We start from the raw sequence: 25,282 nt of genomic DNA, 5'->3' as shown, positions 1-25,282 counted from the left end.
TTTAATTTTAATTAATAGTTCTAAGTTCATATTGTATATTTGAGGTGAGTACAGTTTCACCAGTATCTACATTTTTAAGAAGAGTTCCTGAAATAGAATTATTATCATTTACAGTTGATGTTGAAGTAAAATGATTTGAGGAATAAGCAGTCATGTTTGTAATGTCTTTATTTGCAAAAAAATAAGAATAATAAAAAGTGATTTCCGAGCTATTTATCATGCTTGCAAATAAAAGAGGTAAACTGTTTTTAAAACCGTTATAGATTCCTTTGTTATTACTATAAGTAAGTGCTAATTGAATGCCAACAAGATTAAATTCAACTAAGTTTCCGTTTGTATCAAATATAAAGTATTCAGTGCCAGATGAACTGTCTTGTATGACGTATTTTCTATTTGCAGAATCGTAAATAAAATCAATTGTTGACGATGTGATACTATTTGAAAGTTGGATTTGTGTTAAAATGGTATCTGTATAATTGCAGTTGAAAGTAAGTTCACTACTAGTTGAACCAGTTGTTTTTTTACTTACAACTTTTTCGATTAGGTCATTTGAATTATAGGTTAAATCAAATTCATAAGTTTGAGCGTCGTTTATATAACTTATTTTTGAAATCCTATTTTTGTTGTCATATTCTATATCGGTAGAGCCATTTACATTTGGATTAGCAGGAACCGAGGTCATTATTTTTGTTGGGAAATATTCTTGAATGACAGGGTTTTCGTCATCTTTGCTACAAGACAAAACAAGTATTGAGAATAGTAATAGAATGACATTTTTTAAATTTTTCATAATCTTTGTCTTTAAGTTGTTGTTATTTTAAAGTGTAATTGAAATTTTTAGCATAAGTGCCATCCTCATCATCTGTTATGGTCACTTTTGTTGGATTACCGTAGTTATCGTATTCGTAGGCATACGAGGTATTATTTTCAAAACCAGAAACATAGGAAGCTTCCACAAGAGTAACATTGTTATTACTAATGTATGCTAGTGTGTATGCTGCTATATGACCAATTGATAAAGTTTCCAAAAAATCACATTGAAATGAAGGTGAAATATAAAAATTTCCAAAACCTAAGCTATTTGTAACAGTTTTAAGTGGATTAGGTTTATCATCATAAGTATAATTTTCTATTCCTAAGTTTACATATGTTACTCCATCATTGCTTGTACTAGTCACAATAACACCTATATTATTTTCAGAATTATAACTAATCTCATATTTAAAATAAGCACTAGATGTGGCATTAGTAACATGACTTATAATCTTTGAAACTCTATTAGCGGAATCATAAGTTAGGTTTTTAGTTTCATTTATTATACCACCAAAATAACTTGTATTTTGAATGATTAATCTACCAGGAGTATCATATTGAAGCTGAGTTACTCCATTACCTGAACCATCATTAATTTCAATAATTTGGTTTAAAGTATTGTATGTCAAAGTTGAATTGCCCACTTTAATAATATTGCCATTGCTACTTTTTGTAATTTCATTATTAACTTTTATAAACGTGCTACTAGAAGGATCTTGTGATTCAAAAGATACTAATTCGTTATTTGAATTATAATTTAAATTTAATTCTTCAGAAGAAAATGAGTAACTGTAGCTTGTAAAGTAAGGTGTTGAATTATCATCATCTTTGCTACACGATATAGTTGCAATGATGGATAAAAAGATTATTATTTTTATTGCATTTTTCATGTTATTTTTTTTTAAAAGTAGTTTTACTGATTAATTTATTTTTATTGATAATATTTAATTCATAATCTCCTTCTTCTAAATGATTTACATTGATGTATACTTTTTTGGAAGGGAGTTTATCAATATTTGCCTCATATTTTGTTGCTTTTTTAGGCATTGATGATTAGTTAAAGATTTATTTGATGATGTTAAATTCAACTCTTCGATTCTGTTTTTTACCTTCTTCTTTAGTATTATCAGCAATTGGACTATTTTCTCCTTTTCCGTTTGTTGTAATTTTGTTTTTATCAATTCCAAAATTTGTAACCAAGTAATTTTTCACACTTTCAGCTCTTTGTTCCGATAATTTTTGATTATCCATTTCTTTTCCATCACTATCAGTGTGTCCTGTGATACTTACTTTTATAGTAGGATTTTCTTGAAGTGCTTTTCCTAATTCGTTTAAAACAGCAGTACTAGAGTTTTTAATGATAGATTTATTGGTATCAAATAGAATTTCATTGGTAGTAAAAGTTCCTGTTTCAATTAATGTATGACGAGTATCAGCTCCAGCTTCAGCTAATTTTAAATTAGAGATGTAGTATTTATCTTTTTTGTCATTATAACCATGAATAAAAAAAACAATAGTATTGTAATTTGCATCTTGAAAAGCATTAGGTAAATCCCAAACTTTTTCACCATTTACATACATTCTAAGTCTATTTTTTTGTCTCCAAAATTGAATTTTTGCTGTGTTTTGATTGTTGGTATAACTATTAAGTTCAACATTATTATTCATTATTGAAGAACCATTATCAATAACAAAAAACCCTGTTCCTCCCACTTTTTCTGTTCCTGCTAATTGAGGATGAAGCGATACAATTACACCATCTTTACCGCTTTGAAATTCTTTCCATTGGGTGTAATCATTTTTCTTTTTGGTTTCAATAAATCCAATTTTTAATGCAGTAGAGTAGAAGGAGAAATCTTCTGAAGAATACAAATCAAATTCAAAAGTGAAATTATCGGCTAGTTTTTTGATAGTATTTGGAGTATAATTTCCATTGTCATTTAATTTTAACCAACGCGTATTTTCTCCATCAAAAGTCACGACTTCACCGCTACTATTTGTGGACCAATTGACTGGAAAATCTCCAATAGCATCTTGAGAGAAATTCTCTGTAGCGATTATTTTTGTTCCAGCAATAAAATCGTTAGCTGATTTAGCCGATTTAGTTTTTTTATCTTTTTTAGAAGAAGAAGAAGAAGTAGAATTTCCTTCTGTTTTAGATTTTTTTTCTGGATTTAAAACCTTATCAACGGCTTTATCAGTTGTTTTTTCTGATTTTTGCTCTACTTTTCTTTCAACACTTCTTTTTGCTGCTTCTTCCGCTTTTTTACTTAATTTTTTCAAAAATTGAGCATTTGCATTGAAAGAAAAAAGGAATAATATAGATACAATTATTGTTTTCATGGCTAATTAAATAAAGTGTTTATGGTAGTTCCACTAAGTAAAAAAATATCATTACTTTGATTAGTATCATCATTATCTGTTGAACCATCAATAAATAAATCTGGATCATAAACTATTCTTAATTCATAACTTTGTGGAAATTCATCTGCTGTATTCCATTGTCTAGTAATATTAAAAGTCAGTTCTTCATCTTTAGGAACGGAAGTAAAATCTAAATGCTCAACAATAAAATCTGCAGCACCAGGAGTTTTTACCACTAAATTTACAACTTGTTGATTTGCAGAAGATGTAAATGATGAATTCCCAACATTTTTTACATGTGCAATAATTTTAATTGTACCTGATGTAGCCGAACTTTGCGATACCATTTCATAAGTAATATCTGCTTTTAAATCGATAACTTTTGTTGGTGAATCATCTTTATCACATGAGATTAATGATAAAAAGATTAGTGTTAATAATTTGTGTAAATTTTTCATAATTGAGTTTTTAATAGTTATTAATAATTTTTTTATGAACCAGCATAAATTGCCTTAAAAGAACCTTCAGTGATGTTAATTTGAGGTAAAGCACAATCATCTGAATTTCCACCAGTGTATGAAAATGTTCCAGAAATTTCACCAATTGTGGTGTTTTCAATTGCAGTAATGTTTAGCGTTCCAGTTGAACCACAAATTCCCGATTGATATACTACAACATCATTTTCATAAGTTAATGTAATAGTATTACCCGTTGCTGTTGGTATTGTATAAGTTCCAACACCATTATCAATTGGATTTGTAATTTTCAATTGAAATTTATGAATACCTTGTACACAAGCAATGGTAATTATATTTCCAGATTTTGAAGCTCCAAATTCAGGAACAACAGCATTGAAAGGCACACCATTTATTTTAGCTTTAAAAAAGTATCCTTCTGGAACTGGAGTTGAAGAGCTATCATCATCTTTACTACATGATATTGTTAGAGAGATAATAAAAATGATAGCTAGAATTTTTCTAAAATGTTTCATAATATTTTAATTTATGGAACTGTTATTTTAAATGTACCATCGGTTACTGTTTTCGTAGATGGACTTGCACAAGATTCTGACATTGAGCTACCCATAAAACTGAAAGTTCCTTGAACAGTTTTTCCATTAATAGCAGTTATTGTTAAGGTTCCATTTGAAACGGAACAAAATCCAGTAGTGAAATTTTCACCAGTTAGCCTGTAGTTCAACCTTCCTTGTGTAGTAACATTTGCTGTACTGAAGTTATAAGTGTCAACGGCAACATCTCCAATAATATAAAAGTCCATTCCTGTACTACTTGAGTTTCTGCTGTCTAAATCAAAACCGTTTTCGTCTAAACTGCCGTGAAGAGCGGTTCCAGTTACTTCATAAGGCACACCATCAATTTTGGCTCTAATAAAATTATCATTAACAGCAGGAGTTGAAGAATTACCATCATCTTTGTTACATGAGAAGACAAAAAGTGTAATAAATAAAATTGCAATTGTTTTTAAAATTGTTTTCATAAGATTTTGTTTTTGAGTTGTTTAATAATTTTGATTTTGCATTTTTAGTTGAAAATCCTAGGACTAATTTATTCCAATAAAAAAAAGAAGGTTGCTACATATGTAACAACCTTTAAGAGAAATGTAACATGCTTGTTACACCTAATAAAATAAGGGTTTTTATTCTGAAGAATGTTTTTTATGATATTCTGAAGGAGATAATTCAAAGACTTCTTTAAAGCATTTTGCAAAATATGAAATGTCGTTAAATCCAACCGCGTAACCAACTTCTGAAATACCTATTGATTCTTTCTTCAAAAGTTCTGCAGCCATTTTAATTCTTTCATTTCGTATAAATTCTGTTGCAGAAACTCCGAATAAAGATTTTAATTTGCGATGCAATTGCATTCTACTCACATTAGCTTGATTGGCAAACTCTTCAGCTGTAAAGTCAGAATTTGTAATGTTTTGGTCCAAAATAGTTTGAAGTTTGTGGATGAATTTTTCATCATAGGAGTCAACAACTATTTCTGTAGGTTTTAAAACCAACTCTTGACTATAACGATTGTGAAGTTTTTTTCGTTCAGTAATTAGTTGATTAACTGTTTCAATGACTATTTCATTATTGAATGGTTTTGTCAAGAAAGCATCTGCTGTGCTTTTTAGTCCTTCCAAATGTGCTTCTTCTGACGTTTTTGCTGTCAATAAAACAACTGGAATAAATGAGGTTAATTCATTAGATTTAATTGCTTTAGCAAATGAAAAGCCATCTAATTTTGGCATCATTACATCAGAAATAATGCAATCAGGAATTTCTTTGAGAGCAATTTTTAATGCTTTTTCTCCATCTTCAGCTTCAATGGTTTTAAACTTTTCATTAAAAATAGATTTTAAAATAGATCTTATTTCAGCATTGTCATCCACTATTAATAATATAGGTAATTCACTATCATTTTCTATACTATTTATGATTGGTTTTTCATTTTCACTTGAAATTATTATTGCATTTACAGGTGTTTTTGCTAATGGAATTGTAATCTCAAACTGTAAAACACCATGTTCAATTTTGGTTTGAATTGTACCTTCATATAAATCAACTAATTCTTTGACTAACGCTAATCCAATACCAACACCTTTTGCATTTTCGTTTTTTTGATAAAAACGTTCAAATAATTTTGATAAATCCTCTTTTTTAAGGGTAGTTCCTGAATTAGAAACAATTAGCTTTAAATTTTCATTTTCAAAGTTGGATGAAAATACAATATTTTCATTTTCAGCAGTGTATTTAAAGGCATTAGATACTAAATTAGTCACAATTTTTTCAATAACATCTTTATCAAAATTATGATTTTCGGATTTTTTTTCAATGGAAGTTTTAAAATTAATGTTAGCGTTTTTTGCTTGAAAATCAAAAGGTTCAATAATTGAGTGTAAAAAGGAAGCAATGTTTCCACTTTTTAAGATAAGCTGTAGTTTTCCGCTATCAATTTTGGAAAGTTCTAATAATTGATCTACTAATTCTAACATTCTGTTTGAATTTTTGTCAATCAATTGAAGTTGTTTCATTTCATTATCACTCTTCACTGTAGTTTGCAAAATTTGAACAGGACTTTTAATTAAAGTAAGAGGTGTTCTGAATTCATGAGAAATATTGGCAAAAAATTTCGATTTTAAATCGTTTAATTCTTTTAATTTTTGAGCTGTTTTTATTTTGTTTCTAAATACAAAAAAGAGTGATAATCCTAAAATTAAAAATAGAATGGCTAAACCTATGTAGATATATTTTTGCTTTTGAGCTAGTTTATTTTCCGCAGAAAGAAGCTTGATTTCTTGCTCTTTTTTTTCATTTTGATACTTGGTTTCAATTTCTGTAAAAGCTTCTCTATTTTGAATACTATTTAAACTGTCATTGTAGATAACATATTCATCTAATAACTTATATGCTTTATCATTTTCTCCAATTTTTTTGTAAGCTAGTGATAATTCATATAAACTACTGCTGTATGGACCTATATCAATATTTTTTTCTTTTTTGAAAAATTCTATGGCTTTTTCATATTCAATAATAGCTTTTGAGAATTGTTTTTTTTGTACAAAATAGCCTGCTAATGCCCAATGTGCTCTTGCAATTCCGTTTATGTTATTAACATTTGAATTTAATTGTATGTTTTCATTATAATATTTTTCGGCAAGACTATTTTTATTCCAATAACGATAGAGTGTAGCATAAGCCCAATTTATTTGGCACAGTTCTTTTATGTTATTTGTTTTTTTAAAATAGGAATGTGCTTCATCATAGTATTCAAGAGCTTTTTCATATTCTTTATTATTTACATGTACTGAACCAATATAGGAACCAATTATGTATTGTTCTTCTTTTAAATTGTTTTTTTCTGCAATAGAATAAGCCTTTTTAAAATATGCATTTGCACTTTCAAAAGGATCTTTATTTTGGTCTTGATATCCTCTTAAAAAAAGCAACCCAGTGTTTTGTAACGCTTTTACAAGTGATTTGTTTTCAATATTATTTTTTGAAGCTATTTTTTCAATAGTTTGATACGTTTCTATAGCTTTAACATCTTCAAATTTTGAAAAATAAATATTTCCTAAGGTTAATTTTGCCTCTAATGACAACTCTATATTATTAGATGCAATTGCTAAACTATCTGCTTTTTTTGCAAAAGTAAAAGAGTTGTTTTTTTTTCCTTGTTTGTATAAAGCATTAGATAAAGCAATATATGATTTTACTAATTGCAATTTATCAGAAGATTTATTTGCAATAGTTTCGCTTTTTAAAGCATAAAAATAAGCACTGTCAGCTTGAAGATTTTTTAAAAACTGTTCCGAAGTTTTTAACGCTTTGTCAAACTCAACCTGATTTGATTGTGAAAAGCAACAGTTAAAAACAATTAAAATTAAAAAGACTATTTTTTTCATTTCAAAAAGTATAACTAATGTAAAGTTATACAATTTTAAAACATAAATACTTATATTTTAATGATATATGTAACAATAAAATGTTACATACTTTTTTTAAAAAGACTCTTTATTATTCTTGATAAAATCAATGATTAAAGTCACAATATCTTCTTCTTGTTCGTCGTCAAAAAACAATTCGTCTAAATCTTCCCAACCAGAAAATGCTTTGTCGTCCATTTTAGCTAATTGTTTGCTTCTTTCGTCAATATCGTCTTTGTAATCACCTTTTGGGAATAAACCTAATGCTTTTTCAATTAATAAAGCTGTTTTTGGTGCTTTTATGGTTTTATAAGCTTCTTTAATTTCTAAAGCAAAGTTTCCAGCATCGTTACTAAAAAAGTAATTGAAACCTCCTTCATTCATAGCTGCTTCAAACACATCTATATACACAAAAGTTCGTTCACAATCGTTTAGTAAAGTAAAATCATCCGATTCGTTTTTCTTGTTCCAAATGTTGGTTCCAACGGCTTCGATGATTTCGATTTCGTCCGTTAATTGTAATATTTCGTTTATGTTTTTCATTTTGTGATTTTTAAATCAATTTTTGTTTTTCTGTCATTCTGAACTTGATTCAGAATCTAATTTTACTTTTTCATGTTATTAAGTGAGAAGCTGAATCAAGTTCAGCTTGACAAAGGTTTAATTTGTTATTCTACCCAAGAAGATAAAATTTCTTTAAATTTCCATTTGTTATTTTTCTTTTCAAAAAGCACAGTTTCTCCTCCAAAACCTCTTTGAAATCTTATATATGCTAAATTTTGTTGTTTATTAAATAAAGGTTTGCTTATAGTAAGCAAATCATATTTTGGCTCAAAATTATATTTCTTATTTTCAATATTTATCAATTTTTGAATTGAATCATATTTTAAATTATTGTCAAAATATTTTTATTATCAAACATTTTATAACCATATTTTGATAACTTATTCAAATTTAACTCTTTGTTTTGCTGGAATTGGTTAAAAACATATAAAGTATCTTCAGTTCTTAAATGAAATGAAATATAATCTACTAGAGAATAAAACTCTTTAGTTGGATCATCAAAAGTTCCATTTAAAAATCTATCAGGCAACATTATTGAATAATTTGAAACTAATTGAACTTTAGAATCAAAATAACTTGATTCTGTTGTATCAGATAATATTTCATTTAGAAAATCAAGTTTAAATTCATTTGATATTTGCTTTACTTCAACCAATTCTTTTTTATCCTTTTTACAAGAAGAAAGCATTAATAATAAAGTTAAAAGAAAAGCATATTTCATTTCTTGTTGGTTTTTTAGCAAAAGTAAAGCAATATTCATTTTAAAAATAATTAGAATGAAATTAAAATCCAGAAACAGACATATACGACTGAAAATTAGACAGTTAAAATTTAGTTAAAACGGTCATTTTTGCATAAAAAATGGTTGTAAAAATGTCAAATTGACCTGATTTTTACAATGGTATTTAATTTGAATAGATTGAATCAAATAATAAAAAAATGTTTAATCTAATAAATTTTAATAGTATGAACTTAGTTAAAAAAAATCCAAGCAATTTATTTCCTGCTATTATGGAAGAATTTTTTAAACCTGATTATTTTGGTGGAGTTCAAACCTTTTCATCGAACGTTCCATCCGTAAATATCAAAGAAACAGATACACAATTTCAAATTGAATTGGCTGCTCCAGGTTTGAAAAAAGAAAATTTCAATATTGAATTAGATAACGAAACATTGTCTATTTCAAGCGAAATTAAAACCGAAAAGGAAGAAAACAATGAAAAAGAACTTTACACCAGAAAAGAGTTCAGTTATAGTTCTTTCAAACGTTCTTTTACGTTGCCTAAAACGGTAAATGCAGAGAATATTGAAGCCAATTATGAAAATGGTGTTTTGGTATTAACTTTACCAAAAAGAGAAGAAGCCTTACCAAAACCAAAAAGATTGATTGAAATTAATTAATTTGATTGAAGTGAATTGTTTGAAAACGCAACTATTTTAGGTTGCGTTTTTTTATATTTTATCTTGCAAAGCTTTAATCTCATCTCTTAATCTTGCTGCAACCATAAAATCCAAATCTTTAGCTGCTTTTTCCATTTCTTTTCGTTTTTCACGGATTTTCTTTTCTATTTCTGGTTTAGATAAGTATTGACTTTCAGGTTCAGCTGCTTTATATTCAATGTTTTCATAATATTGAGAAGAAACTGAATTTTTATTTAAAGCATTTCCTAAACTTTTATTTAAAGCTTTTGGTTGTAAATTATGTTTGGTATTGTAAGCCATTTGTTTTTCTCTACGATAGGTAGTTTCGTCAATGGTTTTTTGCATGCTATTGGTAATTTTATCAGCATACATAATGGCTTTTCCGTTTACATTTCGAGCAGCACGACCAACGGTTTGCGTTAAGGAACGATGACTTCTCAAAAAGCCTTCTTTGTCAGCATCTAAAATGGCAACCAAAGAAACTTCTGGTAAATCTAATCCTTCACGTAATAAATTCACACCGATTAAAACATCAAATAAACCTTTTCGTAAATCTTGCATGATTTCCACACGTTCCAAAGTATCCACATCTGAATGAATATAACGGCAACGAATCGCAACTTTTGTTAAGTATTTGGTCAATTCTTCAGCCATTCTTTTGGTTAAAGTGGTGACTAAAACTCGTTCGTCTTTTTCACAACGCAATTGAATTTCCTCAATTAAATCATCAATTTGATTCAGACTTGGTCGAATTTCTATGATTGGATCTAATAATCCTGTGGGACGAATAATTTGTTCCACATAAATTCCTTCACTCTTGGCCAATTCATAATCGGCTGGTGTTGCAGAAACATAAATGACTTGGTTTTGTAAACTTTCAAATTCTTCAAATTTTAAAGGTCGATTGTCCATAGCTGCTGGTAACCTGAAGCCATATTCCACTAAGTTTTCTTTTCGACTTCTATCACCACCATACATAGCATGCACTTGCGAAATGGTTACGTGACTTTCATCCACAATCATTAAAAAATCATCTGGAAAATAGTCTAATAAACAGAAAGGTCTTGTTCCAGGTAATCTTCCGTCTAAATATCTCGAGTAATTTTCAATTCCAGAACAATAGCCTAATTCACGAATCATTTCTAAGTCGAAATTGGTTCGTTCTTCTAATCGTTTGGCTTCTAAATGTTTTCCAATTTCTTTGAAATAATCTACTTGTTTGGTCAAATCTTGTTGGATTTCCCAAATAGCTCCATTTAAAACATCAGGTGAAGTCACAAACATATTCGCTGGATAGATGTTTAGTTTATCGTATTTTTCAATTACTTTAGAATCTCTGGCATCAAAAGCTTCAATTTCTTCTATTTCGTCACCAAAAAAGTGAATTCTAAAAGGATCATCTGCATAACTTGGAAAAATTTCAACGGTATCACCTTTTATTCGGAAAGTTCCTGGTGTAAATTCAGCTTCAGTTCTAGAATATAAACTTTGAACTAATTGATGTAATAATTTGGTTCTTGAAATAACTTGGTCTTTTTCTACAGCAACAATATTTTTTTGAAACTCAACAGGATTTCCGATACCATACAAACATGAAACAGAAGAGATTACAATAATATCTCTACGACCAGAAAGTAGGGCAGAAGTAGTACTTAAACGTAATTTTTCAAGCTCTTCATTGATAGATAAATCTTTTTCAATATAAGTTCCAGTTACAGGAATAAAGGCTTCTGGTTGATAATAATCATAGTAAGAAACAAAGTATTGCACCGAATTTTCAGGAAAAAACTGTTTGAATTCAGAATATAATTGAGCAGCCAATGTTTTGTTGTGAGCCAAAACCAAAGTTGGTTTTTGAACTTCTTGCACCACATTGGCAACAGTAAACGTTTTTCCAGAACCTGTAACACCTAATAAAGTTTGGTATTTTTCACCATCAACAATTCCTTTTGAAAGTTTTTCAATGGCTTGAGGTTGATCTCCAGTAGGTTTATAATCAGAAACGACTTTAAATTTCATGTAATTGAATTGCAATTTTATAAATGTAAAGTTACAAAGTAATATTAAGATTTTCCAATTGTAGAATAAATTATATATTTGTTTTGATTTCTAGATCTATAAGTTAGATTTGAGTCAGTTATTATGAAGAAAAAGATATTTTATTTTTTGGTTTTTTTATTTACCAACCATTTTATTTTTGGACAAGTATTTGTTCAACAATATGCAAATGTTGCTAATCAGGTTTCACAATCAAATATTACAGCGAACTTAACTGAATTTCAAAATTTAGGTGTAAAGAGACGAGGAACACAACCACTTGAAAACACTTACAATTGGTTAAGAAATAAGTATTTAGGTTTTGGATATACTACATCTCAATTACAGGAAGACACTTATACTAACGCTTCTTTTACTTGTAAAAATCTTATTGTTACTAAAGTTGGAACAGTTTATCCCAATACTTATGTCATTATTTGTGGTCATTATGATTCTATTATTGGAACAGGTACGAATGACAATGGAAGCGGAACTTCAGCTATTTTAGAAGTGGCTCGTTTACTCCAAAATGTCTCTACTGAATATTCTATAAAATTCATTCATTTTAGTGGTGAAGAAGATGGATTAATTGGTAGTCAACACTATGTAAATAACGTTGTAAATGGCACAACACCTAAAATGGATATTAAATTGGTTTTTAATTTAGATCAAGTTGGTGGAGTTGCTGGTGCTGTTAATAACACAATTACTTGTGAAAGGGATTTAAGTGCTCCAACGACCAATAATGCAGCTTCAAACACAATTACAAACGAACTGATTACTTGTGTTGGATTATATTCTCCGTTAAACACTAATTTATCAAATGCTTATGGTTCTGATTATGTTCCTTTTGAAAATAATAATGAAGTAATTACAGGTTTTTATGAAACTAATGAATCCACACATCCACATTCTGCAACAGATTTATTGGTAAACATGGACCCAATTTATAATTATAATGTTGCAAAAGCAGCTACTGGAGCAATGTTACATTTTGCAGTGGCTTCAACAACATTAAGTCAGTCTTCTTTTGATAATGATTTTAAAATTAGTTTTTTTCCAAATCCAACTAAAGAGTTTTTGAGTATTAATTTTGGTAAAAATCCAGAAGAAAAGTACACTTTACAATTGATTGATACTAATGGAAAAATTGTTCAAACAGAAAACATCAACAATCCAAAGCAATTAGAAACTATCAATGTGAGTAATTTATCAAAAGGTATTTATTTAGCTAACTTAATTTCTGAAAAAAGTAGTGATAGAACTAAAATTGTTATTGATTAATCCCAACATTCCATCAAAAGTAAATCACCAGATTGGTGTGTGATTTTTACAATTCCGTCTTCAGTTACATGATTGCTGCTTCCTGTTTTGTAGCCAATAGTTAAAGATAAATTGTCTAAAGGGTAAAATAGGTTGGTGGAATCAATTCCTTTTACTTCTCCAATTGGGATTAAAGATATTACACTGTTTTTTGGATACCATTTTTCAAATTTTGAAGGTAATAAAAATATTTTTGAATGATCATCTAAAATAACAATTTTCAATAAATCTCTGTATCGAACAATATTTGTAATGTTTGTAATCGTATGATCAGCTCTTTTTCCGGTTGCCCAAATGACATTTACGGCTGGAATATTTCGTTCAATTAAGTAATCAAAAGCTTTCTCTAAATCGGTTTTATCTTGGTTTGGAGTATGAACAATTTCAATTGGATATTGACTTTCTTTATAAAAATTAGCATCAAAACCTCTATCAAAATCACCTAATAAAACATCAACTTTAATTCCCAATTCTAAAACACGTTCAATAGCAGAATCCAAAACGATTACCAAAGGTGACCATTCTAAAAGTTGACCCAATAATTCTTCACTACAAGCAGCACCATTAGCAATAATTAGAGCTGGTTCTTGATCGTCGCGAACTATATGATGTGAAGACATTTGGTTTTGATTTGAAAATTATTGGATAACGTAAGTTTTAGTATCAATTTCAGACAGACTAAAATAACCAAAAGCAAAGTTATCAGGATTTGTTTGATTTACAAAATTTCCTCTAACAGTAGCTGGTGGTGTACTAAAAGGGCTTCCTCCATTTCCACCCGAAATTCCTAATAAAACATTCAGGTAATTGTAATATCTTTCCGAAATTCCATGTAAGGTAAAAGTCAAAACATCAGTAGGTTTCATGTCTTCATTCGTATACAAACCAAACATTTGATTGCCTTGAAAAAACTCATCGTTTATAACATCATATTCAGGTAATAAACTAAAACTAGAATCAAATTGAACCAAATAAAAATCATTAGTTGTTCCATTATCTTGAAAAAAGAATTTCACTTCAATTTCATCTCCTAAAAAACCTCCTTCATCATTTTGTTCTACTGTGTCTATTGTAGGAGAAGCAATTAAACTTTCTGTAGCAGTGTAGGTTTCTCCATTGGCAATTACAGTTAAAAAATAAGTTTCTCCAATAACTGGATTAAAATTTCCGCAAACATATTCTCCTGTTCCAGGATTTTCAATAAAAGTATACGTATTTGATGAATCTGTAATGAAGACAGTAGCACCAGAAACCTTTGGAATTACATTGGAGTAATAATCAGTTGTTGTACTTAATTTAATTTTTTGTTCGTTTCCATTAGTTCCTTTTTTCCAAAGCATAGAAGCTTCAATCACTAATTTAGGATTTGAAGTATCCAAATCAACATCTACAACGTCTTCACAGCTAATTAAACTTAAAGCCATGACAATAAGTAAGATAATAAATGTTGTTATTTTATATATAAATTTGACCATGATTTAAAATTTAAAATTATACGTTACACTAGGAACAATTCCAAAAATTGACAGTCTAACAGCTTCATTGTTACCTGAATCTTGATTTTGTCTAAAGTTTATGGAAGCAGCATTTTTTCTACTGTAAAGATTATATATTCCAAAAACCCATTCTCCTTTGACTTTTTTTCCTGCGTTATTTCTTGGAGTCATTGTGGCTGAAATATCCAAACGATGATATGTTGGTAAATTGTTACTGTTTCTATCGCTAAAACTTGGAACAGTTATGCCTAAATATTGATATTGACCATTTGGATAAGTTACTGGTTGTCCTGTTTGTAAACTAAAAATACTGCCAAAACTCCATTTGTCATTCAACTCATACATTCCTGTCACAGATAAATTATGGGTTTTATCCCAACCAGTTTTATACCAATTACCATTATTTATTCCGATTTCATCAGCAGTTCTTCCTGGAGTTTGTTGTTCTGAACGTGATAAAGTATAAGAAATCCAACCACTTAATTTTCCTTCGTTCTTTTTAGCTAAAATTTCTAAACCATAAGCTCTCGATTTTCCTGCTAAAACTACTTGTTCAATAGCATTATTTGCAATTAAATCGGCTCCATCAATATAATCTAAACGGTTTTTAATGTCTTTATAAAATGATTCAATTTCTAAAGTATATTTTCCATTGGCAAAATTTCTAAAATAACCAATCGCATACTGATCTAAAATCTGAGGTTTTAAAAAGTCATCACTTGGAGCCCAAACATCTAATGGAGTAGGAGATTGTGTATTTGAAATTAAATGCAAATATTGAGTCATTCTATTATAACTCATTTTAATAGATTGCTTATAATCGATAGAATACGATAACGCTAATCTAGGCTCAAGGTTATCAAAACTAGCTATAGTTTCATTTGAACCATATTTTTTGGTTCCAATTGGAGTTGCTTTTTCATAAATTTTTAAATCCGAATCATAATTTACGGCTTGATTGTTCTCATAAACATTGATTTCCTGACTCCCCAAACGATAAAACATACTGTATCTCAAACCATAATTTATGGATAATTTTTCAGAAATTGTTTGTTCAGCATCTAGATAAATGGCTGGTTCAAAAGCATATTTTTTATCTAATTGGTCAGGATTAATTCCAGATTCTGAATCAGTTGGTTCAATTTTTCCTGGATTGAAATCATAATAAACGGTGTTGATTCCATAAGTTAATTTTGTTTTATCGGTTAAATAATGTTTGAAATCATATTTAAAATTGTAGTTTTTAATGCCACTGTCCCAATTAAAACCAATAAAATCCAAAGTTAAACCATAATAATAATCACTATAAATTAAAGAAGCATTTGAAAACAATTTATCATTAAATAAATGATTCCATCTAAAGTTTAAAACACTATTTCCATAAGTATTTACAAAGCTTTCATTTAGGCTAAAAACATCTCTTCCAAAATAACCAGAAAGATATAAATTGTTGTTTTCGTTTACTTTATAACTTAATTTGGTATTCAAATCATAAAAATAAGCAGAATTTTGATTGTCTGTTAATTTTAAAAACAAGTGAGCATACGAACTTCTACCTCCAATTAAGAATGAACCTTTGTCTTTAACGATTGGACCTTCAGCAAGAATTCGACTCGAAATTAAACCAATTCCACCATTTACATGAAATTCTTTGCTGTTTCCTTCTTTCTGATAAATATCTAAAACGGAAGCCACTCTTCCTCCAAAACGTGCTGGAATTCCACCTTTGTATAGTTTTAAGTCTTTAATAGCATCAGCGTTAAAAACAGAGAAAAAACCAAATAAATGCGATGAATTATAAATAGTCGCTTCATCTAAAAGAATCAAATTTTGATCAACAGCTCCACCACGAACATTAAAACCAGATTGTCCTTCACCAGCATTAGTCACACCAGGAAGCGTTAAAATAGATTTTAGAATATCAACTTCACCTAAAACTACAGGTAGTTTTTTTATAGTGCTAACAGCTAATTTGTTAACACTCATTTCTGGACTTTTGATATTAATTTTATTTGGATTATCAACTAAGACAACTTCTTGTAAAACTTCTTCACTTTCAACAATTGAGAAGTTGTTTTTAATATTTTGAGTCAAATCAATAGTAGTTTTGATTTCTTTGAAGCCTAAATAACTAATTCGAACTGTATAGGTTCCTTCAGGAAGTGTTATGGAATAGAAACCATATTCATTTGTAGATGTTCCAGTTTTTAACTCTTCTATAATTACTGAAACACCAATTAAAGTTTCATTTGATTTTTCATCAGAAATGACTCCACTTAAAGTAAATTTATCTTGCGAATAGGAAAATATACTAAATAATAAAAGAAATAAAGAAACAACTCGTCTTAATAACATGGCATAAATTTTGAGTTACAAATTTGATAATATTATTCTAAATTATTCTTTATCAAATGTTAATTTGTGGTTAATTGCCAAAATAATTTTTATTTTTACGAAAACAAAAAACAATATGCGAATTGTACTTTCAATAGCTACTCTATTTCTAATCTCATTTTCCGCTTTGGCACAAAAAGAAGTCCAAAAGAAATCAGGAGAATTGAAGTTGGAAAATTATAAATTACCTACTTTTGATGAAACTCCAAAAGTTGAAGAACCTCAAGCAACTCTAGGATATAAAAGCATATTGTCAAAAAAAGAAGATAATTATCTTAAAAAATTCACTTTTAAAAAAGAGGATAAAGTACAGCCAATAATGGTTCAAAAAGATAAAGGATATGATTTTGATGAAGACAGGAAAAGTGCATTAAATGATAGACTAAAAGAGGCAACAACAGGTAATCAAACCACACAGTATTTAGGAGAATATACAGTAGAAACCAATTTAATCAAAGTAATGTGCCGTGATCATCAAGAACCAGATGGTGATGTTGTTTCTATTTTAGTTAATGATGAAGTTGTGGTACAAAGTGTATATTTAGAATCAGGTTATAAAACATTCTTTTTAACTTTAAAAGAAGGTACAAATCATATTGATTTTAAAGCACTTAATCAAGGAACTTCTGGGCCAAATACAGCTGCTTTTGTAGTATTTGATGAATTTGGTAAACAAATCACATCTAGTCAATGGAATCTAAATACTGGTGTGAAAGCAAGTTTAATTATTATGAATAAAGCTAAAGAAACTCCTGAAGAAAAAGCATCAAACTCGAAAGAAGAAACTACTAAAGAAGAATAAATACATTTAATAGTTAAAATAATATTTTAAAAAAGTGAGTAAATAAAAAGCTATGAAGCAAAAAATTATAATATTATTTTTTCTAATATCATTCAATATTTTTGCTCAAAAAGAGAGTAAAATAGATTATATTTCCTTTAAGTATAATATTTCAAATGTGCTTTTCTCTGAAGTAGAAGTTTCAATTATAGAAAATGGTTCATTAGGCAATAAAACTTTTAATTTAGAGGCAAAATACTATGAAGGTATAAAAAAGAGAAAAAAGAAAAAGACAATAAGTAAAGAAGATTTTAATAGCATAATTGAAGCTGTTTGTAAGATAAATAATTCTGATTTAATTGAAAATTTTTCAAATGGTTTTGATGGTTCAACAACAGAACTTGAATTTGGTACTGTTTTTTATAATTCCATAAATTTTAAATTATGGAGTGTTAGTAAAAGACAAAACAATACTAAGCTCAAAGATTTTATTGAAGCAGTACAATTAATTTTAAAAGTTACTGAAATAGAAATAGAAGATTACAATTAATACTATTGCTAACAATTGTTTTCTATAATGGCTTAGATTTGTTTTTCCTTTAAAAAATATCTAAAATCAATAAAATTTCTATACTCTCTTAGTCTGTGACTAATTAAATCCAATAGTATATAAACAAAAAACGTCCTAATTTCTTAGGACGTTTTTATTTATATATGAAATTTATTTTATTTCAATTTTGCTAAAATACCGTTTAATGTTGCACTTGGTCTCATAGCTTTATCAGTTAATTCAAAATTTGGATGATAGTAACCACCAATCTCTTGTGGTTTACCTTGAGCAGCAATTAACTCTTCATTAATTTTAGCTTCATTAGCCGTTAAATCAGCAGCTATAGGAGTGAAGATGGCTTTCAATTCAGCATCTTTATCTTGATTGGCTAAAGCTTGAGCCCAATATAAAGCTAAATAAAAGTGCGAACCTCTATTATCAATACTTCCAATTTTTCTAGCTGGAGATTTGTCATTTTGTAAGAATAATTCTGTAGCTTCATCTAAAGTTTCAGATAAAACTAAAGCTTTTGGATTGTTGAATGTTAAACCTAAATGTTCATATGAAACACCTAAAGCTAAAAATTCACCTAATGAATCCCAACGTAAATAACCTTCTTCAATAAATTGTTCAATATGTTTTGGAGCAGAACCACCAGCACCAGTTTCAAATAAACCACCACCATTCATTAAAGGAACGATTGATAACATTTTGGCTGATGTTCCAACTTCTAAAATTGGGAATAAATCCGTTAAATAATCTCGTAAAACATTTCCTGTAACAGAAACTGTATCTAAACCTTTAACAATTCTTTCTAATGAAAATTTAGTAGCATCAACCGGATTCATGATATGAATATCTAATCCTGTAGTATCGTGATCTTTTAAGTATAAGTTTACTTTTTCAATAATTTGTCTGTCGTGAGCTCTTTTATCATCTAACCAAAAAACAGTCGCTACACCAGTTGCTCTTGCACGACTTACAGCTAACTTAACCCAGTCTTGAATTGGAGCGTCTTTTACTTGACACATTCTAAAAATATCACCCGTTTCAACTTCTTGTTCCATGATAATATTTCCGTTTGCATCTTTTACCTTTACAGTACCATTTGCAGCCATTTGAAACGTTTTATCATGTGAACCATATTCTTCTGCTTTTTGAGCCATTAATCCAACATTTGGAACACTTCCCATAGTTTTTGGATCTAAAGCACCGTTTTCTCTACAAAAATCGATAGTAGCTTGATAAATTCCAGCATAACATCTGTCTGGAATAATAGCTTTAGTATCTTGAGATTTTCCAGCTGCATTCCACATTTGTCCCGAATTACGAATCATTGCAGGCATTGAAGCATCAATAATTACATCAGAAGGAACGTGTAAGTTTGTAATTCCTTTATCAGAATTTACCATGGCTAAAGCTGGTCCGTTTTCAATAGCAGCATTTAAAGCAGCTTCAACTTCAGCTTCTTTTGCGTGACCAGCAATTTTAGCATACACATCACCTAAACCGTTTTTAGTATCAACACCTAATTCAGCAAATAAATCAGCATATTTAGCAAAAACATCCTTAAAGAAAACTTCCACGAAAGCTCCAAAAATTAAAGGATCGGAAACTTTCATCATCGTAGCTTTTAAGTGTACCGAAAATAAAACCCCTTTTGCTTTTGCATCAGCTACTTGTTCAGCGATAAATTTCTTTAAAACTTTCATATTGATTACTGATGAATCAATGATTTCACCAGCTTTTAATGGAGAACTTGCTTTTAATGTTTTTGTTACACCATCTGTACTTTCAAATTCGATTGAAAAACTTCCTTCTTCATTGATAGTAACAGATTTTTCAGAACCATAAAAATCACCATTTTCCATATGAGAGACGTGAGATTTTGAATCAGATGACCAAGCACCCATTGAATGAGGATGTGCTTTGGCATAATTTTTAACAGCTTTTGGTGCACGTCTATCAGAGTTTCCTTCACGTAAAACTGGGTTTACAGCAGAACCTAAAACTTTTGCATATTTGGCTTTAATATTTTTTTCTTCTTCTGTATTTGCTTCACCAGGATAATTTGGAATAGCAAAACCTTGTGATTGTAATTCAGCAATTGCTTCTTTTAATTGAGGAACAGAAGCTGAAATATTTGGTAACTTTATGATGTTAGCTTCTGGTTGAGTAGCTAATTGACCTAATTCTGATAAAGCATCAGCAATTTTTTGGTCGTCTTTTAAATATTCTGGGAAATTAGATAAAATTCTTCCTGCTAAAGAGATATCTCTTGTTTCTAAATCAATATTTGCAGGTTTTGAGAAAGCTTGTACAATTGGCAAAAAAGAATGTGTTGCCAACATAGGAGCTTCATCAGTAATAGTATAAATAATTTTAGATTTGTTAGACATGAAAAATGTTGTTTTAGTTATAAAATTTTAAGAAACTTAGTAATAATGTGAATGATTCAATTATTTTTAAGCCAGGCAAATATAAGAAATTTGAAACTATTTTGCCTGAGATTAATCCGAAATCGTTTGAATTACCAAATTCGTATTATAACTTATTTAAAATATGAATTTGATAAAATTAGTAATTGATTTTTGTCAAAAAAAAAGTCCCAACAGATGTTGAGACTTTATTATGAGAAAGTTGGATACTAGTTTTTGTATCTTCTTTCTTTGATTTTTGCTTTCTTACCAGTAAGTTCTCTGAAGTAGAAAATTCTAGCTCTACGAACTTTACCTCTTTGGTTCACTTCAACTTTTTGTAAAGCTGGCATGTTGATAGGGAAGATACGCTCAACACCTACAGAACCTGACATTTTACGGATTGTGAAAGTTTCAGTTGCACCAGCACCTCTTCTTTGGATTACAACTCCTTTGAAGAACTGAGTTCTAGTTTTTTCACCCTCTTTAATTTCATAGTACACAGTGATAGTATCACCAGCACCAAATGCAGGGAAATCTTTTTTTGTAACAAATTCGTTTTGTACGAAATCAACTAAATTTGACATAATAATATAAATAACATATTCAATCTAAGCAACATACACGTGTCTCGTCAGAGGTTGGTTAAATGTGGGTGCAAAATTAGTAAAAAAGTTGATAGTTACAAGTGAAAAGTAAAAGTTTTTTCTGTTTTGGTTATAAGTTTAAAGGGTTAATAGTTTAAAAGGTAATTATAACTACAACTATTAACTTCAAACTATTAATTCATAACTCATTACTCTAACAAATCCGGTCGTCTATTCTTAGTATGTTCCAAAGCTTTTTCTTCTCTCCATTCTTCAATTTTGGCAAAATTTCCACTCAATAAAATATCTGGTACTTTCATGCCTTTATATTCAGCAGGTCTAGTATAAATAGGAGGTGAGAGTAAGTTATCTTGAAAACTATCCGTCAAAGCTGAAGTTTCATCAGATAAAACTCCTGGAATTAATCGAATAATTGCATCACAAAAAACTATTGCTCCAATTTCTCCACCTGAAAGCACATAATCTCCAATTGAAATTTCTTTGGTAATATGCAAATCACGGACTCTTTGATCAACTCCTTTATAATGACCACATAAAATAATAATGTTTTCATACATAGACATCGAATTAGCCATTTTCTGATTCAAAGTTGAACCATCTGGAGTCATATAGATGATTTCGTCATAATTTCTTTGCGATTTTAAATCTAAAATACAATCATCAATAGGTTGCACATTCATTACCATTCCTGCTCCACCACCATATTGGTAATCATCTACACTTTTTTGTTTATTGGTTGTGTAGTCTCTTAAATTATGAAAATGAACTTCTACCAATTCTTTTTCAATGGCTCTTTTCATGATAGAACCTTCAAAAGGACTTTTTAGTAAATCTGGTAAAACGGTTATAATGTCGATGCGCATAAGATATGATTGCAAAAAATTAAGACCACAAAGTTACAAAGTTTTAAATCAGTAACTAATTTTAAAACAGGAATTGCTCTTGAATGGATTTACTTTTATATTGCTACCAGACTATACATCATAGGAATTTTATTTTCCAAATGTTTTATTCTGAATTTATTAGGTTCAAATTCAATCGTTTCATTAAAGCAGTTGTAATTTGAATAGTCATATTCTTCAAAATATTCAATTTGTAAACCATTATTTAAAAGTGATTGGAAAACTTCTGAAAGTGAATGATTCCAACTAATATATTTATTTGAAATAGCAGCATTTTTATCTGCATAAGTTCCTGTGTTTTCCTCTTGAATTGATTTTTCGTTGTGATAATGGTATTGAATTTTGGTGAAATCATCATCAAACATCCAAACTACTGGATGAAATTCTACAAAAACCAATTTACCATTGGGTTTCAAAAAATGAGAAATTACTTTTGCCCATTTATCTAAATTGGGTAACCAACCAATTGTTCCATAACTTGTGTAAACTATATCAAATTTTTCGTCTAAATGATTAGGTGTTTCATAAACATCACAACAAATAAATTTGGCATCTAAGCCTAATTCTTTGTTTAATTCTTGAGCTTTTTCAATGGCTTTGTCAGATAAATCAATTCCAGTACAATTAGCTCCAAGTCTTGCTAATGAAAGCGTGTCTTGTCCAAAATGACATTGCAAATGCAAAATACTTTTTCCTTTGATGTCTCCTAAAAGGCTTAAATCAATTTCAGGAACCGAGTTTTTACCTTTTAAAAAATCGGGAACATTATAAAATTCAGAAGCTACATGAACATCAACTTGTTTATTCCATGCTTTTTTATTTACACTCTGATAATCATCAATATTCATATAGTTTTTAGTTTAATTTTGAACAATTTACTTCAAAAAAATAAATTGACAAAAAAATTATGGATTTGTAGACCAAAGTGAGGCTCCTTTTAACATGGCTCTTCTTGGTAATTTTAAACCAGCTACGATTAATTCAGCAAAATCTTCAGGCTGTAAAACAGAATCTTCAGAGTCTTTGTTTGCGATTCCTAATTCAATTGACATATCAGATGCAATTGTACTTGGTGTTAAGGTGCAAACTCTGATGTTGTTTTTGCGAACTTCTTTCATTAAAGATTCTGACATACCAATGACAGCAAATTTTGAAGCAGAATAAGCAGAAGTATTTGCATTTCCTGTTAATCCAGCCGTTGAAGAAACATTAATGATATCACCTTTATTTTTGTCTATTAAAAACGGAAGTACTTCTTTTGTAACATAATACATTCCCATGACATTTGTTTGAATGATTTCTGACCATTTATCAACTTGCATCTCATTAAAAGAGCCAAAAGCAGCAACACCAGCATTGTTCACTAAGATATCAACACTTCCAAAGTTGGAGATAATTTGCTTAATTCCTTTTTGAACTTCTTCATAATTACCAATATTAAAAACAGAGTAAGTAGCATTTACACCTAATGCTTTTAATTCTGCAACCGTTTCTTGTAAACTTTTTTCACTTCTTCCAGTAATGGCAACATCAATACCTTCTTTTGCAAAAGCTAATGCAGTTGCTTTTCCAAGTCCTCTATTTCCTCCAGTTATTATTGCTTTTCTACCTTTTAAATTTTCCATTTCACTTTGTTTTTTATTTGAAAGTAAAATTAAGAAATTAATGAGTCTTAGACTTGTTACAAACCTTAAATTAATTATAAATTTAAGTTCTTATATTTTAGAGTTTTGTTATGATTTTGAAGTTTTTTATGTCTAATAAAATCACTAATTTTGCACTCTAAATTTAAATTAAAAAACATGCAAGACGGAATTTACGCAAAATTTAATACACCTAAAGGTAGCATTTTAGTAAAATTAACTCATGATAAAACACCAGGAACAGTTGGTAACTTTGTAGGATTAGCTGAAGGTCAGTTAGAAAACACTGCAAAACCAATGGGAACTCCATATTACAATGGATTAAAATTTCACCGTGTAATTCCTGATTTTATGATTCAAGGTGGATGTCCACTAGGAACTGGAACTGGTGATGCAGGTTACAAATTTGACGATGAGTTTCATCCAGAATTAAAACATGATAGACCAGGAGTTTTATCTATGGCAAATGCTGGACCAGGAACAAATGGTTCACAGTTTTTTATTACACATATTCCAACTGAATGGTTAGATAACAAACATACTGTTTTTGGACATGTGGTTGAAGGACAAGATGTTGTTGATGCTGTTGCTCAAGAAGATTTAATTGAATCTATCGAGATTATTAGAGTGGGAGATGAAGCTAAAAATTGGAATGCAATTGAAGCTTTTAGAACATTTGAAGGTTCTCGTGAAAAAAGAATAGCGGAACAAAAAAGATTAGCTGAAGAAGCTTTAGAAAAATTAGCCGCTGGTTTTGATAAAACGGAAAGTGGTTTACGTTACAAAATGATTCAAAAAGGAAGTGGTAAACAAGCTGAAAAAGGAAAAAATGTTTCTGTTCATTACCAAGGGTCGTTAGAAAACGGACAAGTTTTTGATTCATCATACAAAAGAAAACAACCAATTGATTTTCAATTAGGAGTTGGGCAAGTTATTTCTGGTTGGGATGAAGGTATTGCCTTATTACAAGTTGGAGACAAAGCTCGTTTTGTAATTCCATCACATTTAGGTTATGGTTCAAGAGGAGCTGGAGGAGTTATTCCACCAGACGCAACTTTAATTTTTGATGTTGAATTAATGGATGTTAAGTAGTTTTAAGCTAACTGTTAGCCGTTTACACTGAAATGACTAACTGACAAATAATAAGAATCCCAATGATTAATTTTATTGGGATTTTTTTATATTTTTACTTTTTTAAAACCAATACAAATGAAATTAAAATCTATATTATTTGCATCAATGACAATTGTCATATTTTCTTGTTCTCCTAAAGTAATTCCAACTACACAAAACATTGAAAAAGAAGTAAAATCTGAAGTTGTTTTAACTCAAAATCAAATTGAAGGTAAAGCTATCTTTGAAGCTAATTGTGCTAAATGTCATAAATTATATGAGCCTTCTTCTCGTACTCCTGAAAAATGGGCTTCTGTATTAAAATGGATGCAACCTAAAGCAAGAATTTCTGATGTAGAGAGAGAAAAAATATATGATTATGTAACAAATGGTATGTAATTTGAGTTTGCAAAAAAAATAT

At 29.2% G+C, this 25,282-nt stretch carries 26 protein-coding genes; 6 read left to right on the top strand and 20 right to left on the bottom strand.

The window, feature by feature from the left end:
- Positions 1-7: 7 nt before the first annotated feature.
- From ACFO3U_RS09520 to ACFO3U_RS09470, 11 genes are all read right to left on the bottom strand, one after another.
- Entirely contained in the window at positions 8-790 is a 783-nt protein-coding gene (locus ACFO3U_RS09520; protein ID WP_379741182.1) for a hypothetical protein, read from the bottom strand.
- A gap of 22 nt (positions 791-812) precedes the next feature.
- Complete coding sequence (locus ACFO3U_RS09515; RefSeq protein WP_379741179.1) at positions 813-1,703, bottom strand: hypothetical protein; 891 nt, start codon at positions 1,701-1,703, stop codon at positions 813-815.
- A gap of 1 nt (position 1,704) precedes the next feature.
- Entirely contained in the window at positions 1,705-1,860 is a 156-nt protein-coding gene (locus tag ACFO3U_RS09510) for a hypothetical protein (protein ID WP_379741176.1), read from the bottom strand.
- A gap of 18 nt (positions 1,861-1,878) precedes the next feature.
- A complete protein-coding gene (locus ACFO3U_RS09505; RefSeq protein ID WP_379741173.1) occupies positions 1,879-3,156 on the bottom strand; it encodes an OmpA family protein in 1,278 nt (425 codons plus the stop codon).
- Positions 3,157-3,158: 2 nt separating this feature from the next.
- Positions 3,159-3,635 (bottom strand): hypothetical protein, encoded by a 477-nt coding sequence (locus ACFO3U_RS09500; protein ID WP_379741170.1) that lies wholly within the window; start codon positions 3,633-3,635, stop codon positions 3,159-3,161.
- A 32-nt stretch (positions 3,636-3,667) separates the two neighbouring features.
- On the bottom strand, positions 3,668-4,168 hold the full coding sequence (locus tag ACFO3U_RS09495; RefSeq protein WP_379741167.1) for a DUF6252 domain-containing protein: 501 nt from the start codon (positions 4,166-4,168) through the stop codon (positions 3,668-3,670).
- Between the two features lie 11 nt (positions 4,169-4,179).
- A complete protein-coding gene (locus ACFO3U_RS09490) occupies positions 4,180-4,674 on the bottom strand; it encodes a hypothetical protein (RefSeq protein ID WP_379741164.1) in 495 nt (164 codons plus the stop codon).
- A gap of 159 nt (positions 4,675-4,833) precedes the next feature.
- Positions 4,834-7,590, bottom strand: a complete 2,757-nt coding sequence (locus tag ACFO3U_RS09485; protein WP_379741160.1) for a response regulator — start codon at positions 7,588-7,590, stop codon at positions 4,834-4,836.
- Positions 7,591-7,686: 96 nt separating this feature from the next.
- Positions 7,687-8,154 carry a DMP19 family protein gene (locus ACFO3U_RS09480; RefSeq protein ID WP_379741157.1) on the bottom strand — a complete coding sequence of 156 codons (468 nt, stop codon included), beginning with the start codon at positions 8,152-8,154 and terminating at the stop codon, positions 7,687-7,689.
- A gap of 125 nt (positions 8,155-8,279) precedes the next feature.
- Positions 8,280-8,477 (bottom strand): hypothetical protein, encoded by a 198-nt coding sequence (locus tag ACFO3U_RS09475; RefSeq protein ID WP_379741154.1) that lies wholly within the window; start codon positions 8,475-8,477, stop codon positions 8,280-8,282.
- 20 nt (positions 8,478-8,497) lie between these two features.
- Positions 8,498-8,935, bottom strand: coding sequence for a hypothetical protein (locus tag ACFO3U_RS09470; protein ID WP_379741150.1), 438 nt, complete (start codon positions 8,933-8,935; stop codon positions 8,498-8,500).
- 206 nt (positions 8,936-9,141) lie between these two features.
- Here ACFO3U_RS09470 and ACFO3U_RS09465 point away from each other — a divergent pair, with 206 nt between their 5' ends.
- Complete coding sequence (locus ACFO3U_RS09465) at positions 9,142-9,576, top strand: Hsp20/alpha crystallin family protein (protein ID WP_379741147.1); 435 nt, start codon at positions 9,142-9,144, stop codon at positions 9,574-9,576.
- 51 nt (positions 9,577-9,627) lie between these two features.
- Here ACFO3U_RS09465 and uvrB read toward each other — a convergent pair whose 3' ends face one another.
- A complete protein-coding gene (gene uvrB / locus ACFO3U_RS09460; protein ID WP_379741144.1) occupies positions 9,628-11,616 on the bottom strand; it encodes an excinuclease ABC subunit UvrB in 1,989 nt (662 codons plus the stop codon).
- Between the two features lie 123 nt (positions 11,617-11,739).
- On the opposite strand from uvrB, the gene ACFO3U_RS09455 reads away from it, so the two are divergent.
- A complete protein-coding gene (locus tag ACFO3U_RS09455; protein ID WP_379741141.1) occupies positions 11,740-12,918 on the top strand; it encodes a M28 family peptidase in 1,179 nt (392 codons plus the stop codon).
- On the opposite strand, the gene ACFO3U_RS09450 is transcribed toward ACFO3U_RS09455, so the two are convergent.
- From ACFO3U_RS09450 to ACFO3U_RS09440, 3 genes are read right to left on the bottom strand one after another with little or no spacing between them, the layout of a single operon-like run.
- Entirely contained in the window at positions 12,915-13,577 is a 663-nt protein-coding gene (locus ACFO3U_RS09450) for a thiamine diphosphokinase (protein WP_379741138.1), read from the bottom strand. The two genes, ACFO3U_RS09455 and ACFO3U_RS09450, sit on opposite strands and share 4 nt — an antisense overlap.
- 18 nt (positions 13,578-13,595) lie before the next feature.
- Positions 13,596-14,432: a DUF4249 domain-containing protein gene (locus tag ACFO3U_RS09445; protein WP_379741135.1), complete on the bottom strand. Its 837-nt coding sequence runs from the start codon at positions 14,430-14,432 to the stop codon at positions 13,596-13,598.
- A 3-nt stretch (positions 14,433-14,435) separates the two neighbouring features.
- Positions 14,436-16,808, bottom strand: a complete 2,373-nt coding sequence (locus tag ACFO3U_RS09440) for a TonB-dependent receptor (protein ID WP_379741132.1) — start codon at positions 16,806-16,808, stop codon at positions 14,436-14,438.
- A 115-nt stretch (positions 16,809-16,923) separates the two neighbouring features.
- Between ACFO3U_RS09440 and ACFO3U_RS09435 the strand changes: the two genes are divergently transcribed.
- Both ACFO3U_RS09435 and ACFO3U_RS09430 read left to right on the top strand, forming a co-directional pair.
- Positions 16,924-17,649, top strand: coding sequence for a hypothetical protein (locus ACFO3U_RS09435; RefSeq protein ID WP_379741129.1), 726 nt, complete (start codon positions 16,924-16,926; stop codon positions 17,647-17,649).
- 52 nt (positions 17,650-17,701) lie between these two features.
- A complete protein-coding gene (locus ACFO3U_RS09430; RefSeq protein WP_379741126.1) occupies positions 17,702-18,178 on the top strand; it encodes a hypothetical protein in 477 nt (158 codons plus the stop codon).
- A gap of 176 nt (positions 18,179-18,354) precedes the next feature.
- On the opposite strand, the gene ACFO3U_RS09425 is transcribed toward ACFO3U_RS09430, so the two are convergent.
- The 5 genes from ACFO3U_RS09425 to ACFO3U_RS09405 form a co-directional block, all read right to left on the bottom strand.
- The gene (locus tag ACFO3U_RS09425; protein ID WP_379741123.1) at positions 18,355-20,577 is read right to left on the bottom strand and encodes an NADP-dependent isocitrate dehydrogenase; all 2,223 of its coding nucleotides are present in this window, start codon (positions 20,575-20,577) and stop codon (positions 18,355-18,357) included.
- 248 nt (positions 20,578-20,825) lie between these two features.
- On the bottom strand, positions 20,826-21,182 hold the full coding sequence (rplS, locus tag ACFO3U_RS09420) for a 50S ribosomal protein L19 (protein ID WP_379741121.1): 357 nt from the start codon (positions 21,180-21,182) through the stop codon (positions 20,826-20,828).
- A 209-nt stretch (positions 21,183-21,391) separates the two neighbouring features.
- Positions 21,392-22,066, bottom strand: a complete 675-nt coding sequence (gene trmD, locus ACFO3U_RS09415) for a tRNA (guanosine(37)-N1)-methyltransferase TrmD (protein ID WP_379741118.1) — start codon at positions 22,064-22,066, stop codon at positions 21,392-21,394.
- Between the two features lie 95 nt (positions 22,067-22,161).
- Positions 22,162-22,953, bottom strand: a complete 792-nt coding sequence (locus ACFO3U_RS09410; protein WP_379741115.1) for a class I SAM-dependent methyltransferase — start codon at positions 22,951-22,953, stop codon at positions 22,162-22,164.
- A gap of 57 nt (positions 22,954-23,010) precedes the next feature.
- On the bottom strand, positions 23,011-23,730 hold the full coding sequence (locus ACFO3U_RS09405) for a 3-ketoacyl-ACP reductase (protein WP_379741112.1): 720 nt from the start codon (positions 23,728-23,730) through the stop codon (positions 23,011-23,013).
- A gap of 177 nt (positions 23,731-23,907) precedes the next feature.
- Between ACFO3U_RS09405 and ACFO3U_RS09400 the strand changes: the two genes are divergently transcribed.
- Entirely contained in the window at positions 23,908-24,840 is a 933-nt protein-coding gene (locus ACFO3U_RS09400; RefSeq protein ID WP_379741109.1) for a peptidylprolyl isomerase, read from the top strand.
- A 117-nt stretch (positions 24,841-24,957) separates the two neighbouring features.
- Positions 24,958-25,260 carry a c-type cytochrome gene (locus ACFO3U_RS09395; protein WP_379741106.1) on the top strand — a complete coding sequence of 101 codons (303 nt, stop codon included), beginning with the start codon at positions 24,958-24,960 and terminating at the stop codon, positions 25,258-25,260.
- Positions 25,261-25,282 lie beyond the last annotated feature (22 nt).

The organism is Flavobacterium ponti (genome assembly GCF_042652765.1).
Taxonomy (GTDB): Bacteria; Bacteroidota; Bacteroidia; order Flavobacteriales; family Flavobacteriaceae; genus Flavobacterium; species Flavobacterium ponti.
The sequence above is the reverse complement of the archived record's forward strand: the minus strand, read 5'-3'. Positions and strand labels throughout refer to the sequence as shown.